The organism is Pseudomonas sp. TAA207 (assembly GCF_001529285.1).
In the GTDB taxonomy this organism is placed as follows: domain Bacteria; phylum Pseudomonadota; class Gammaproteobacteria; order Pseudomonadales; family Pseudomonadaceae; genus Aquipseudomonas; species Aquipseudomonas weihenstephanensis.
Map to the genome: position 1 here is coordinate 134784 of NZ_LLWJ01000069.1, position 13430 is coordinate 148213.

Here is a 13430-nt window from a genome sequence, read left to right on the forward strand (position 1 = left end):
AGGGTGAGGCAAAGCCCTTATTTCACCGTCTTCGGCACTTTACCCTGCTGCATTTGTTGCAACAGCGGTGCGCATTGGTTCGGCTCATCGCCGCTCGGTGCCACCAGCGCCAGCAGCCCGGCCGCTGGTCCCGCAATCACCCCCAGCGCAACCATCCCCGCGCCCCGCAGCAGTAATGGCACTGCCTGCACACCCGCCGACGGGTTGCCAAAGGTGCCACGCACGTACAAGGGCGAACGCAGCGAGAACAAACGCAGCCCCTTGGACTCCGGGGTGATTTTCAAATCGAGCTGTTCGGTCGCGAAGTTGGCCGTGCCATCGATGTAAATGATCGCGTTCTCGGTATCGAACACGAACAGCTGCGACGTGGCCAAACCGTCTTTGATGGCAAAATCGGCCGCCGCGCAGTTGATCTTCACGTCTTCGTCACCAAAGATCTTGCCCACGACATAGTTGCCCACATTCAACCCGGCAATTTCCATCAGGCTACGGCTGATTGCGCCATCGTTGACGATCATTTTCAAACCGCCATTGGCGGTGCCCAGCAACTTGGCGACCGAGTTGCCACGGCCCGACAGTTCAGCATCGCCGTTAAGCTCACCAAAACTGGTTTTCATCGGTTCAAACGTTGGGAACAGTTGCTTGAGTTTGAAGTTGCGCGCGGTCAACTTGGCGCGGCCTTCGAGCGGCGTATCACGGCCATTGAGACGGATTTGCGCGTCCAGCTTGCCGCCCGCCACACCGAAGCGCAGCGGTTCAAGGCTCAACACACCGTTGTTAAGCACCAGGTGCGTGTAGAGGTCGGTGAACGGCAACTCGGCGCTTTGCACAATGCGCTTGCCGGTGAACTCAACATCGGCGTCCATGTCGCGCCAGCGCTCAGTGCGGAACTCTTCAACAGGCAACACCTTGCCCGCAGGTTGTTTACTCGCGCCGCCACGGGCCTTTTGCTCAGTATTGCTGTCAGCCCCGATCAGCGGCCCCAGGTCGGCCATCAACAGCTGGTTGGACACCAACTTGCCCGACAGCTTGGGACGCGGCTGGCTGGCGGCGTATTTCAAATCACCGTGAATATCGCTGCTGCCGATCTTGCCGTTGAAGTTTTCATAGATGAACACCGCACCCCCCGGCTCATGCAACTTGGCAATCAAATGGCCATCGGTCGAGTACGGCGGCGAGTCCGGCAAGGTCACGCCGGTTAATGGATACAGGTTGCTCAAACTGCTGCCCGCCAGTTTCAAACGCAGGTCCAGGGCACCCAGATTCAGTGGGTCGGTCAGGGTGCCTGCCAAGGCAACGTTGGTATCGGCAATGCTGACTTGGGCTTGCAGCGGGAACGGCTTGTTCGCATCTTGCAGCGCCAGCAGGCCACCGATCTTGCCGGTGCCATTGAGTTTCTGACCGTGATACTGACCTTTAACCTTCAAGGCGAAGGCATAGTCCTGCGGGGTAGCGCCTTTTTCCTGAGTCTTTTTCGCTTCTTTCTCACCAACGATTTCACTGAACGGAATCGGCTTGCCCAACGGATCAATCAACACATCCAGTTGGGTCTTCAACGTTTGGTCATTAAGCGTGACGTGGCCTTTGTCGAACTTGATGGCGCCGATATCCACCGTCCAGTTGGACGGTTCTGCGTTCGGGTCTTTAGGGTCGAAGGTGAACGTCCAGTTGGCGCGACCGTCAGCCAAACGCACCAGATCGGCACTGGGTTCGGTCAACTCGATACGCGGGATGACCACGGTTTGGGTCAACAGAGGCAGCGGCGACAAGCGCGCCTGGACCCTTTTAAGGCTGACCATTTGCGGCGTTTTGGCCCACTGCGGATTACCCAGGGTCAGGTCTTGCGCAATAACGTGCGGCCACGGCACCCATGCGCGCCAGCCACCTTCATCGGGTTCACGTTGCCACTGCACCGCCAGGTCGCCATTGATGGCAAAAGGGCGATGGAGCATCTCGGACACCTGGGTGTTGATCGTGGGCTTGAGACGGTTCCAGTCGAAGGTGGCGATCAACACCACCAGCACGGCCAGCACGGCCAGCAACAAGACAAAAATCCCGCCTGCCCAGGCAAGCGTTTTACGGGTGCGCGTCATGACACGGCTCCTTATTACGTCTGAACGTCCAGATTGCGACGCGTATAAAAGTACGACCGACAAACACGGCCCAAGGTTTAACTGGCGTACCGCTTTGTCCTAAAAAAGCCCCGAGTCGTGTTTTACCTGCTCCTAAACCTGCGGGCTAGAGGGCTTTGGTTGAACAATCAATTTTGTCGATTATCACCATTGGCCTTATGAACTTGGTTATCGAAAATCCAAGCGTAGCATTGCCTGCGTACCCCACTTATTGCCCTGCTACGGAGCACCTGCATCATGAAACGCCCAGTCCTGTTTGGTTTGTCCCTCTCACTGCTTGCCTTTAACGCCTTTGCTCTGCCCGCCGCTGAGCAGCCTGCACCGCAAATTCAGCCCGCACCCAGCACCTTGAACCAGCCGCTTGACCCTGTCGCCGAAGACGGTGCGCAACGCACGCTGGATCAACAAAACCGCGTGGCCGAAGATGGCTATGACCGCACCCAGAAACAACAGCAAAATCGCCTGGCCGAAGGCGGCGCTGAGCGTTTGGCTGAAAGGAATCAACGTGCCAGCTAAGCGGTCTCGTTATGTCTGACCCGCACATTGATCGCTACACCGTTCGACGTCATCAAAGCTGATTTGCTAGAGTGCGCCGCTGCCCTAGTCAGGAAGACCAGCCCCGATGCTCCCCCGCGCTAAACAGAAGCAACAAACCCGCCTTGCGCTGATGGACGCCGCCCGCCACTTGATGGAATCGGGTCGCGGCTTTGGCAGCCTGAGCCTGCGAGAAGTCGCAAAAACCGCGGGCATCGTGCCCACCGGGTTTTATCGCCATTTCAGCGACATGGACCAATTGGGCTTGGCATTGGTCAGTGAAGTCGGTCAGACCTTTCGTGAAACCATCCGTTTGGTGCGCCATAACGAGTTGTTCATGGGCGGTGTAATCAATGCCTCGGTGCGCATTTTTCTCGATGTGGTGCAGGCCAACCGCTCGCAGTTTCTATTTTTGGCGCGTGAGCAATATGGCGGCTCGCAGCCCGTACGGCAGGCAATTGCGGCCCTGCGCGAAGACATCACCTCGGACTTGGCAGCCGACCTGGGTTCCAAACCCAAGTTACAACACCTCAACGCGGCAGCGCTGACGGTCATCGCCGACCTGGTGGTTAAAAGTGTGTTTGCCGCCCTGCCTGACGTCATCGACCCGCCCGCCGAACCCTTGCCCGAATACCTGCAACCCCAAGCCAAAATCAGCCAGCAGCTGCGGTTCATCTTTATCGGCCTCAAGCGCTGGCAGGGTTTGGGCAGCACGGAATAAACCCTGACGCACCTTAATGGCGCGCAACCGCCTTCATTGCGCCCCCCTTTGGATCAAGTTTCATCTTCCTGCCCTCTTTTTGAGCTTACGATTCCACGAAAAGTGCAGCCCACTGCAAGGTTGGCAAGCCCCTTGCTCTGAGCACGTATATCGTCAATCGCAGGAAGCCTTCCGATGCTGGTCATTCACCGAAGAGTCGACGCCCACCCCGTGTGGAGCGCCGAGTTGCACCTCAACTTCGAAGCCCGAAGCAAAAGTCGCCTGCGCTGTTTCAGCAGTGAGGGCGAAGATGTCGGTTTGTTCCTTGAGCGCGGTCAGCCGCCACTGCATGACGGCGAATGCCTCCAGGCTCAGGACGGACGCATCCTGCGCGTCTGTGCTCGCCCTGAGCAGTTACTGCACGTGACCTGCAGCAATACCTTTGAGCTGACCCGCGCCGCCTATCACCTGGGCAACCGCCATGTGGCGTTGCAAGTGGGTGACGGCTGGCTGCGCCTGCTCGATGACTACGTGCTCAAGGCGATGCTTGAACAGTTGGGCGCCCACACCGACGCCATTGAAGCGCCGTTTCAACCCGAACACGGCGCCTACGGCGGCGGGCATCATCATTCACGGGCGGGCGAAGAAGACTTCAACTACGCGCCCAAAATCCACCAGTTTGGCGTGCGTTTGTGAGTCCGGCCTGGGCGCTATTGCGTCTGGCCAGCCCACAGCTGCCAATCGGCGGCTACAGCTATTCACAAGGGTTGGAAATGGCGGTTGAGCAAGGCCGTGTGCACGACCCGGTCAGCGCTGCACGCTGGATCAACGATCAGCTACTGCTCAATCTGGCACGCTTCGAAGCGCCGTTATTGCTTGCCCATTGCCTGGCCGCCGCGCAAGAAGACTGGGGCACCCTGCAACAGTTTTGCGACCAACACCGCGCCAGTCGCGAGACCCGCGAACTGCATCAGGAAAGCCGGCAGATGGGGTATTCCTTGCAGCAACTGCTCACCGGCTTACCTGAACTGGACGAGCCAGCGCGCCACTTCCTTGTACAACAGCGCGAGCCGCATCTGGCACTGGGCTGGGCCTTGGCTGCCCGCGCGTGGGGCATTAGCCCGCAAGATGCACTGGCCGCCTGGCTCTGGAGCTGGCTGGAAAATCAGTTGGCGGTGCTGATGAAAACCCTGCCGTTGGGCCAACAGGCCGCACAACGCATGACCAGCGAGTTGTCCCCCAGCTTGCAGCTGGCGCAACTGCACGCCAGCAACCTCGATTTATCCCACATGGGCAGTGCCGCTTTTGGCCTGTCATTAGCGAGCATGGCCCACGAGCGCCAGTACAGCCGCCTGTTTCGTTCCTAGGAGATTTGAATGAACGCACAACCCCTGCGTGTCGGCATCGGTGGCCCGGTAGGCTCCGGTAAAACCGCACTCACCCTCGCGCTGTGCCTGGCGTTGCGCGAACGCTATAACCTGGCCGTGGTCACCAACGACATTTACACCCGCGAAGACGCTGACTTTTTGGTGCGCAACGAGGCGTTGGCCCCTGAGCGCATTATCGGCGTAGAAACCGGCGGCTGCCCGCACACCGCGATCCGCGAAGATGCGTCGATCAACCTTGAAGCAGTGGACCAATTGAACCGCCGCTTCCCGGGGCTGGACGTGATTTTGGTGGAATCGGGTGGGGATAACTTATCGGCGACTTTCAGCCCTGAATTGTCTGACCTGACGATCTACGTGATCGACGTATCAGCGGGCGACAAGTTACCGCGCAAAGGCGGGCCGGGGATTTGCAAATCAGACTTGCTGGTGATCAACAAGATCGACCTGGCACCGCTGGTGGGCGCCTCCCTGGAACTGATGGACAGCGACACGCGCCGCATGCGCGGCGACAAGCCGTTTGTGTTCAGCAACCAGAAAACCGGGCATGGCCTGGACACGATCGTTGCATTCATCGAACGCCAAGGGCTGCTCACGCAATAGCCCGAACGTCGCCGTTGGCGCAGGCGACGTCCGATTGCGAAGCAAGCGTAAACCGGCTGACAGCGGTATGCCGGATGCTGCGCGTTGCCAGGTTTAGCGAGCGCTTCGCGCCCGGACGTAGCTTCGCGCTACTCCTCAACGGCTACAAAGTGAACCCACGCGCTTTATGCAATCCATTTGCGATCGCCGGTGAAGCTGATGGTCAGCCAGCGTGCACTGTCCGCCTTGCCCAGCAATTGGGAGATTTCTTCGCGCAGGGCATCGAGGGTTTTCACGCTGGTCAGCGGGTAACCCGCTGGCAACACAATGTGGATCTCGATAAACCGCGCCCGTCCATGTTTCTGCACATAGGTTTTATAGCCTTCAAAACCATGGCGCGCTGAAGCGATTTCCAGTGCATCACGCACTTTGTCGTCCAATGCGTCCGGGGCAATGCCCAGCACATCGCGCAACGCCGGTTTGAGGATCTTGAATGCAGGCGCCAGCATGCTCAGGGCCAGCACAATCAAAATCGCCGGGTCTACGTAAGCCGCCCACTGTGCATAACCTTGATGTTTTAAGGCCAATGCCGTGACAAAACTTATCAACAGCCCCACCGACAACATCGCGTCTACCAGCCAACTGATGTTGTCGAACTGGATCAGTGTCGATTTCAATTTGCGGTTTTTGCGCCGCACCCAGAAGTAATAGCCGAATTCGATCACGGTAAACACCGCCGCATAGACGATGACCAACCCCAATTCGATATCGCGTCCGCCATTGATGATGCCGAAAACACCGTTCAAAAAGGCGTAGATCGCAATCAATAACAGGAAGCTGCCTTCAATCAACAACACCATTGGCTCAAGGTGCCAGAAGCCGAACTGGAAGCGCTGGTTACTTTCTTTGGCAATAAGTTGCGCTGTAATCAGCATCAACACTTTGATAAAGGTCGCGATCAACGAGAAGAATCCATCAAACAGGATGGATTGGGAACCTGACATAAAACCCGTCACGATGCCGGCAATGGCCACCGCGAACATCAGAACAGTCGATTGTTTGAGCAGTTTCTGCTCACCACGGTTACTCACAAAAACTCCTTTCAGCCCTATTGAGTGCGACCCCTCTCAGGGGTCGCGGACGGGCTGCCAGGCGCGAGTTTACTCCTTGGCGTGCCTGTGGATGGCAAAACCGCTCCAGGACTGCGTAACGGGCATCAGCTCAAGGCGATTAATGTTGATGTGCGCCGGGGTGTTGAGCACCCAGAAAATGGTTTCGGCGATGTCCTGCGGCTGAATCGGCTCAGCCCCTTGATAGGTGGCGTCGTAACGCGCCTGGTCGCCACCGAAACGCACCATCGAGAATTCGCTCTCGCACAACCCCGGCTCAATGTTGCTGACGCGCACACCGGTGCCTTGCAAGTCGCAACGCAGGTTCAGGGAAAATTGCTTCACAAACGCTTTGGTGCCGCCATACACATGGCTGCCGGGGTAAGGGTAGTTACCGGCAATGGAACCCAAGTTGACGATCCCGGCTCCACGGCCGTAGGCAATAAGACGCGGCAACAGCAGATTAGTGGTGTAGAGCAGGCCCTTGATATTGGTATCGACCATGGTTTCCCAATCGTCGAGTTTGCATTGCGGGGCCGGGTCGGTCCCTACGGCCAGACCTGCGTTGTTGATAAGCCCACGCAGCTTGCTGAATGCAGGCGGCAAGTTGGCAATCGCCTGCTCCATCGCCGCACGATCACGTACGTCCACCACCAGGCCATGTACTTCAGTGTGTTTGGACAACTCTTCGCACAGCGCCTCCAAGCGTTCTTTACGGCGGCCGGTCAGCACCAGTTTCCAGCCTGCTTGTGCAAACTTGCGGGCACACGCCTCACCAAATCCAGAAGTCGCGCCGGTAATAAACAGGGTGGAAGTCATCGTGTTCTCCTTGGCTGGCGGGCAGTGTCCGCCGTTGAAATGGGACGCCGAGCAGAATGCCCCGACTGCGGTTGAGCGGCAACCCGAATAGCGTTCACCGCGTTCAGCTGTACAAAAAACAACCAGCGGCGTCAAAGCCGTGCTGCATAAGGGATAGCGCCATATGCACTCACCTTATCCACAGGCCCGTCCACAGTCTTTGGGGGCAAGTCGAAAAACGCAAAGCCACGGCATACAAGGCTTTCAGCCAACTTTTAAGCGTTTTTTACTTGACCGGAACACAAGCCGCATGCAGCCGCCCCAAAAAGGTGCGACGCCAGGCAACCAAGGGGATAGCCAGAGGCCAGTCTTTACGGCACTCAGGGCATTCTTTCCAGAGTTTAACCACAGACTTATCCACAGGCTGACGGAGCATTTTCAGCGCCTTATCTTTATCAACAAAGCTGTTGACAAATCGACCGCGCGGGCAACCAAAAGAAGCTGATCAAAAAACAATCACACCTCTACACGCCTTATAAACAAAGGGCTACAGCCAACTACTCCCACGTTACCCACAGCCACCTCCACAGCAAACGGGGACAAGTCAAAATGATGACAAAACAGGGGTTTACAGCGTCTTTATGTCGCGCTTTCGCAGCCCCGCAATTTTGTTTTCCACAATTTGAGGGCGTCTCAATTTTGTTGTTGATGCACGCCTGTTCGCGAAAGCACTCGGTACGGCTCTGACAGGCAAACCTCGACAAACCCATCGCGAGTACGCTCGCGCCTACAAGGCGATGGGATATTCGAGACGCCCGTTAACGCTTAATGCCCGCCCAGATACGCGTTGCGCACCTCTTCATTGCTGAGCAATTCTTTACCGGTGCCGGTCAGGCGGATTTCGCCATTGACCATCACGTAGGCCCGGTCAGACAGGCGCAGCGCATGGTTGGCGTTCTGCTCGACCAAAAAAATGGTCATGCCGGTTTTCGCCAGTTCACGCAAGGTGGCAAAAATCTGTTTCACCACAATCGGTGCCAACCCCAAGCTCGGCTCGTCCAGTAGCAGCAGCTTGGGTCGGCTCATCAGCGCCCGGGCGATGGCGAGCATCTGCTGCTCGCCACCCGACATGGTCATGGCCCGCTGGTTTCGCCGCTCCTTGAGGCGCGGGAACAGTTCGAACATGCGTTGCATGTCTTCGCCCGCATGCTTGTCGCCAATGGGAATGGTGCCCATCAGCAGGTTTTCCTCAACGCTCATGTCCGGGAACACCCGCCGCCCCTCCGGCGATTGGGCAATGCCATTGGAGGCAATGTAATGCGATGACTTTTGGGTAATGTCGACACCCTGGTAAATAATCTGGCCACCGCTGGCACGAGGCTGACCAAAAATCGACATCAGCAAGGTGGACTTTCCCGCGCCATTGGAGCCGATAAGGCTCACGGTTTCGCCCTCATCAATGTGCATCGAAACCTTTTTCAGCGCCTGAATCGGCCCGTAATGGACATCCAGCGCATTGAGTTCGAGGATCGGGTGGCTCATATCAGTTCCTCTTCGTCAGCACCGAGGTAAGCCGCGATCACTTTCGGGTCATTGCGAATGGCCTGCGGGCCACCCTCGGCGATCACGTTGCCGTGGTCGAGCACCACAATGTGATCGGAAATGCTCATGACCATGCCCATGTCGTGCTCAATCAGCACCACCGTCAGGTCGTGCTCGTCGCGTAACAGGCGAATCATGCCGCTCAGCGCTTCGGTTTCTTGTGGGTTGAGCCCGGCGGCCGGTTCGTCGAGGCAGATGATTTGCGGGCGCGTACACATGGCCCGGGCAATCTCCAGGCGCCGCTGCTGCCCGTAAGACAGCTCCCCGGCCAAACGGTTGGCGCAGTCCACCAGGTCCACTACTTCGAGCCAGTAAAACGCATGGTCGAGGGCATCGCTTTCGGCCTTGCGATAGCCCTGGGTGTTCAGGATGCCCGCCAGCATGTTGCGGTTGACCCACATGTGCTGAGCCACTAAGAGGTTTTCCAGCACGGACATTTCCTTGAACAGACGAATGTTCTGAAACGTACGCGCCAGACCTGCGCGATTCACCAAATGAGTGCCGCCGAACATCTTGTAATACAAACGGCTGGCGAAGGCTTTGGGCGAAATGAAGTCGGTCACGCGAAACGGTTCGCCCAACAGCTGGATTACGTTGGTGCGGGTGCCACGGGCACTGAGTTCGATTTTGCCGCCACTGGCCTTGTAAAAACCGGTCAGGCAGTTGAAAACCGTGGTTTTGCCTGCCCCGTTAGGCCCGATCAGGGCGAAGATCGAATTGCGTCTGACCTTGAGGCTGACATCGCTCAGGGCCTTGATGCCGCCGAAATGCATCATCAGTTTGTCCACCGAGAGCACGATGTCTTTGTCCATAGAAGGCTCGTTCATGGCGCGACTCCCTTGCGTGGTGTAACCCCCACCCGGCTGATACGGATCAGGCCGCGTGGCCGCCAAATCATCATCAACACCATCAGCACGCCAAACAGCAGCACGCGGTATTCAGCAAAGCTGCGCAGCAGTTCCGGCGCCACGGTCAACACGAACGCGGCAATCACCACGCCCACGGTCGAGCCCATGCCGCCGAGCACCACAATCGCCAAAATCAGCGCCGACTCAAAAAAGGTGAACGAGGAGGGGTTCACAAAACCCTGGTAACTGGCGAAAAACACACCGGCCAGCCCAGCGGTGGAGGCACCCAACGTGAAGGCCGAGAGTTTGACCAGCACATGGTTAAGGCCCATCGCACGGCAGGCGATTTCGTCCTCACGCAGGGCTTCCCACGCGCGACCGATTGGCATGCGGGTCAAGCGATGCTTGATGTACAGCACCAGCAGCACCACCAGAAACAGCACGATATAGATGAACAGGAATTTGATATTGGGGTTGTAGTCCAGACCGAAGAACTCGTGGAAAGGCACCCCGCCATCTTTGGCCCGGCGCCCGAACTCCAGACCGAAAAACGTCGGCGACGGGACGGGCATGCCGTTTGGCCCACCGGTAAACGACAGCCAGTTGTTGAGCACCAGCCGGATGATTTCACCAAACCCCAGCGTCACGATGGCCAGGTAATCGCCGTGCATGCGCAGCACCGGAAACCCCAGAATGCACCCCGCCATCGCCGCCGCAATCGCTGCCAGTGGCAGCACTGTCCAGAACCCCAGCCCCAGGTATTGATAGCCGAGCGCCAGCCCATAAGCCCCGATGGCATAGAACGCCACATAGCCGAGGTCGAGCAGGCCCGCCAGCCCCACCACGATATTCAGGCCCAGGCCGAGGAGCACGTAGATCAGGCCCAGAATCACCACGGTCAGCAGGTATTTGTTGGCAAAGAAAGGAAACACGATGGCGATCACGATCAGCAGCGGCACGATCCAGCGCAGTCGCGTTTTGTAATCCGGGGGCAACACGTGCACGCCAGACCCCGTGGACTCAAAGCCTTGAAGCACTTTGAGGCCCTTGGGCGTTTGCAAAAACAGGCTCAGGGCAAAGCGCCCTGCCATCACAATCGCCACCAGCCAGCCCACCCGCGCCGGTTGCAAGTTGAAACTGTAACCGTCGAGCACCACGCCCACGATGGGCCCGAACACAATCAAGGAGATCAACCCGGCAAGGATCGAGTCGACAAGGCTTTTTTTGATATCAATCGGTTTATTAATGGCCGCAGACATACTCACACCTTCGCCACGAGAGGACGACCCAACAGGCCTTGAGGACGGAAGATCAGGATCAGCACCAGCAGCGAGAAACTGAACACATCTTTGTCGTCCGAGTTAACCAGCCCTGCGAACAGCGACTCGGAAATCCCCAGAATGATGCCCCCGAGCATGGCGCCGGGCAGCGATCCAATCCCGCCGAGCACCGCCGCCGTGAACGCCTTGATGCCAATGATGAAGCCTGCATAAAAGTCAAAAGTGCCGTAGTTCATGGTGATCAGCACACCGGCCAGGGCGGCCATTGCGGCGCCGATCACGAACACGTAGGAAATCACCCGATCCGTGTTGATGCCCAGAATGGAGGCCATTTTGCGGTCTTGTTGGGTGGCGCGGCACATGCGGCCCAGTTTGGTGTACTTGATGATGTAAGTGAGCAGGCCCATGCCGATGAAGGCCGCGACCAGAATGAAGACTTTGGTGTACGTGAGTTGCACGAAACCTGAGCCGATATCGACTCGCCACGCACCGCTGAGCAACGTAGGCACGCCTTGTTGGCGCGAACCCTGAGCGATTTGTACGTAGTTTTGCAGGATCAGGGAAATACCGATGGCACTGATCAGCGGTGCCAGTCGCGTGGAGTTTCGCAGGGGCTTGTAAGCCACGCGCTCGATCACCCAGCCATAGACGCCAGTGACTACCACGGTGAAAATCAACGTGCCGAGCATCAGGAGCGGAAAGGACTCAATACCGAAATAGGCCAACAGAGCCAGACTGATTGCCGCCAGGTAAGCAGAAATCATGTACACCTCGCCATGGGCGAAGTTGATCATGCCGATGATGCCGTAGACCATTGTGTAGCCGATGGCGATCAGGCCGTAGACAGACCCGAGGGTCAGGCCGTTCAGCAGTTGCTGTAGGAATATACCGTCCATAACGCAATCTCACGCACTGGAGCCATCACGCAGACACACGCCTCCCACGCCGTCCGCGGACAGCTTGTTTGGCAGGGTTTGCGTGGCTCCTGGAAAAGAAGACAGGTGAGGCAGATGTCACCCGCCTGAACGGTCGCCCAAGCGCCGTTCAGGGGTGGGGGTCATCTCACTTCTGTTTTTCCAGCTGGTGATACTTGCCGTCTTTGTCCCACTGATACACCACGTAGTCAGAGACTTTGAGGTCGCCTTTGCTGTCCCAGGCTTTTTCGCCCATCACGGTTTTCACCGGGTTGGCTTTGAGCCATTTGGCAGCGTCTTCGCCTTTATTGGATTTAGCGCCGTTGAACGCTTGAGCCAAGGCTTGAATCGAGGCGTAGGCATACAAGGTGTAGCCTTCAGGCTCGGTGCCAGCTTTGCGGAACTGGTCCACCACCGCTTTGCTGTCAGGCAGCAGGCGTGGGTCAGCACCAAAGGTCATGTACACACCTTCAACGTATTGCGGGCCACCTGCGGTGGTGACCAGCTCATCAGTGACCACGCCATCATCGGACATGAACTTCACGTCTTTAAGACCCTGCTCACGCAATTGGCGCACCAGAGGGCCGGCTTCCGGGTGCAGCCCGCCGAAATACACAACATCGGCGCCGGTTGAACGGATCTTGGTCACCACGGCACTGAAATCTTTTTCGCCACGGGTCAGGCCTTCGTACAGCACCGGCTCGACGCCACGTTTGATCAGTTGGGCTTTGGTGGCATCGGCCAGGCCTTGACCGTAGGTGTCCTTGTCATGCAGCACCACCACTTTTTTGCCTTTGAGCACGTCGACAATGTAGTCCGCCGCCACGATGCCTTGCTGATCGTCGCGCCCGCACATACGGAACATGGCGCTCAGGCCGCGCTCGGTGACTGCCGGGTTGGTGGAACCCGGCGTGATTGCGATCACACCCGCATCGGCATACACCTCAGAAGCCGGAATCGTGGACGAAGAACAGAAGTGCCCCACAACTGCCGCAACCTTGTCCTGATCGACCAAACGGTTGGCCACCGCTACCGCCTGTTTAGGTTCACAAGCATCGTCGCCTTTGACCAACATGATTTTTTCGCCGTTGATGCCCCCTGCGGCGTTGATCGTATCGGCTGCCGCCTGCGCGCCCTTCATGTACTGCTCACCAAATGCCGCATTGGCGCCGGTCATCGGACCCGCTACACCAATTTTTAAATCAGCCTGAACAAACGTAGAAACACCCAGCGCAGTCGCCACTGCGAGGGCCAGAAAACCTTTCTTATAGAACGTCTGCGACATGAGGTGATGCTCCTGAGGTTTTTAGTAGGCACTTCGACTTCACGTAAAGCGCTGAGCAAGGCGCGTGCCATTGGTTTTTTATTCTTATAAAAGCCGTTGTCTTATTGTTTTATCGACTGTTTCGGGCCCATTTTTATTGGGTGTGCAACCGTCTAAACCGAGGAAGGTGAAACTGTTGATGGTTGCCGGGTGCTACCTGCGCACCCGTGTAGCGCAACCGGATCGCCCTGGGGTGCGCAGGCAACCTGTAACCACCTGCGT

13 protein-coding genes are annotated in these 13430 nt (G+C 57.5%); 5 read left to right on the forward strand and 8 right to left on the reverse strand.

Annotated elements, in window-relative coordinates:
• Positions 1-17 precede the first annotated feature (17 nt).
• Complete coding sequence (locus AP059_RS16225; protein ID WP_059763448.1) at positions 18-2093, reverse strand: AsmA family protein; 2076 nt, start codon at positions 2091-2093, stop codon at positions 18-20.
• A gap of 276 nt (positions 2094-2369) precedes the next feature.
• Between AP059_RS16225 and AP059_RS16230 the strand changes: the two genes are divergently transcribed.
• From AP059_RS16230 to ureG, 5 genes are all read left to right on the forward strand, one after another.
• The gene (locus AP059_RS16230) at positions 2370-2648 is read left to right on the forward strand and encodes a hypothetical protein (RefSeq protein WP_059763449.1); all 279 of its coding nucleotides are present in this window, start codon (positions 2370-2372) and stop codon (positions 2646-2648) included.
• A 106-nt stretch (positions 2649-2754) separates the two neighbouring features.
• Positions 2755-3387: a TetR family transcriptional regulator gene (locus AP059_RS16235; protein ID WP_059763450.1), complete on the forward strand. Its 633-nt coding sequence runs from the start codon at positions 2755-2757 to the stop codon at positions 3385-3387.
• Positions 3388-3561: 174 nt separating this feature from the next.
• Positions 3562-4062, forward strand: a complete 501-nt coding sequence (ureE, locus tag AP059_RS16240) for an urease accessory protein UreE (protein ID WP_059763451.1) — start codon at positions 3562-3564, stop codon at positions 4060-4062.
• Entirely contained in the window at positions 4059-4733 is a 675-nt protein-coding gene (locus tag AP059_RS16245) for an urease accessory protein UreF (protein ID WP_059763452.1), read from the forward strand. The genes ureE and AP059_RS16245 overlap by 4 nt, the downstream gene beginning before the upstream one ends.
• A 9-nt stretch (positions 4734-4742) precedes the next feature.
• Complete coding sequence (gene ureG / locus AP059_RS16250; RefSeq protein WP_059763453.1) at positions 4743-5354, forward strand: urease accessory protein UreG; 612 nt, start codon at positions 4743-4745, stop codon at positions 5352-5354.
• Between the two features lie 164 nt (positions 5355-5518).
• Here ureG and AP059_RS16255 read toward each other — a convergent pair whose 3' ends face one another.
• From AP059_RS16255 to AP059_RS16290, 7 genes are all read right to left on the reverse strand, one after another.
• Complete coding sequence (locus AP059_RS16255; RefSeq protein ID WP_059763454.1) at positions 5519-6424, reverse strand: cation diffusion facilitator family transporter; 906 nt, start codon at positions 6422-6424, stop codon at positions 5519-5521.
• Between the two features lie 69 nt (positions 6425-6493).
• On the reverse strand, positions 6494-7261 hold the full coding sequence (locus AP059_RS16260; protein WP_059763455.1) for an SDR family oxidoreductase: 768 nt from the start codon (positions 7259-7261) through the stop codon (positions 6494-6496).
• A gap of 804 nt (positions 7262-8065) precedes the next feature.
• Positions 8066-8782, reverse strand: coding sequence for an ABC transporter ATP-binding protein (locus AP059_RS16270; RefSeq protein WP_059763457.1), 717 nt, complete (start codon positions 8780-8782; stop codon positions 8066-8068).
• Entirely contained in the window at positions 8779-9654 is an 876-nt protein-coding gene (locus tag AP059_RS16275) for an ABC transporter ATP-binding protein (RefSeq protein ID WP_048364419.1), read from the reverse strand. Before AP059_RS16275 ends, AP059_RS16270 begins: the two co-directional genes overlap by 4 nt.
• A gap of 11 nt (positions 9655-9665) precedes the next feature.
• Complete coding sequence (gene livM / locus AP059_RS16280) at positions 9666-10949, reverse strand: high-affinity branched-chain amino acid ABC transporter permease LivM (RefSeq protein ID WP_048364420.1); 1284 nt, start codon at positions 10947-10949, stop codon at positions 9666-9668.
• A gap of 2 nt (positions 10950-10951) precedes the next feature.
• Positions 10952-11866, reverse strand: coding sequence for an ABC transporter permease subunit (locus AP059_RS16285; RefSeq protein WP_059763458.1), 915 nt, complete (start codon positions 11864-11866; stop codon positions 10952-10954).
• A 166-nt stretch (positions 11867-12032) separates the two neighbouring features.
• Positions 12033-13169 carry a branched-chain amino acid ABC transporter substrate-binding protein gene (locus tag AP059_RS16290; protein ID WP_059763459.1) on the reverse strand — a complete coding sequence of 379 codons (1137 nt, stop codon included), beginning with the start codon at positions 13167-13169 and terminating at the stop codon, positions 12033-12035.
• Between the last annotated feature and the right edge of the window lie 261 nt (positions 13170-13430).

What these genes read in the sequence shown, in the direction of transcription:
- AP059_RS16225 (WP_059763448.1), bottom strand. Translation starts at nt 2,093, where the DNA reads ATGACGCGCACCCGTAAAACGCTTGCCTGGGCAGGCGGGATTTTTGTC.
- AP059_RS16230 (WP_059763449.1), top strand. Translation starts at nt 2,370, where the DNA reads ATGAAACGCCCAGTCCTGTTTGGTTTGTCCCTCTCACTGCTTGCCTTT.
- AP059_RS16235 (WP_059763450.1), top strand. Translation starts at nt 2,755, where the DNA reads ATGCTCCCCCGCGCTAAACAGAAGCAACAAACCCGCCTTGCGCTGATG.
- ureE (WP_059763451.1), top strand. Translation starts at nt 3,562, where the DNA reads ATGCTGGTCATTCACCGAAGAGTCGACGCCCACCCCGTGTGGAGCGCC.
- ureG (WP_059763453.1), top strand. Translation starts at nt 4,743, where the DNA reads ATGAACGCACAACCCCTGCGTGTCGGCATCGGTGGCCCGGTAGGCTCC.
- AP059_RS16260 (WP_059763455.1), bottom strand. Translation starts at nt 7,261, where the DNA reads ATGACTTCCACCCTGTTTATTACCGGCGCGACTTCTGGATTTGGTGAG.
- AP059_RS16270 (WP_059763457.1), bottom strand. Translation starts at nt 8,782, where the DNA reads ATGAGCCACCCGATCCTCGAACTCAATGCGCTGGATGTCCATTACGGG.
- AP059_RS16275 (WP_048364419.1), bottom strand. Translation starts at nt 9,654, where the DNA reads ATGGACAAAGACATCGTGCTCTCGGTGGACAAACTGATGATGCATTTC.
- livM (WP_048364420.1), bottom strand. Translation starts at nt 10,949, where the DNA reads ATGTCTGCGGCCATTAATAAACCGATTGATATCAAAAAAAGCCTTGTC.
- AP059_RS16285 (WP_059763458.1), bottom strand. Translation starts at nt 11,866, where the DNA reads ATGGACGGTATATTCCTACAGCAACTGCTGAACGGCCTGACCCTCGGG.
- AP059_RS16290 (WP_059763459.1), bottom strand. Translation starts at nt 13,169, where the DNA reads ATGTCGCAGACGTTCTATAAGAAAGGTTTTCTGGCCCTCGCAGTGGCG.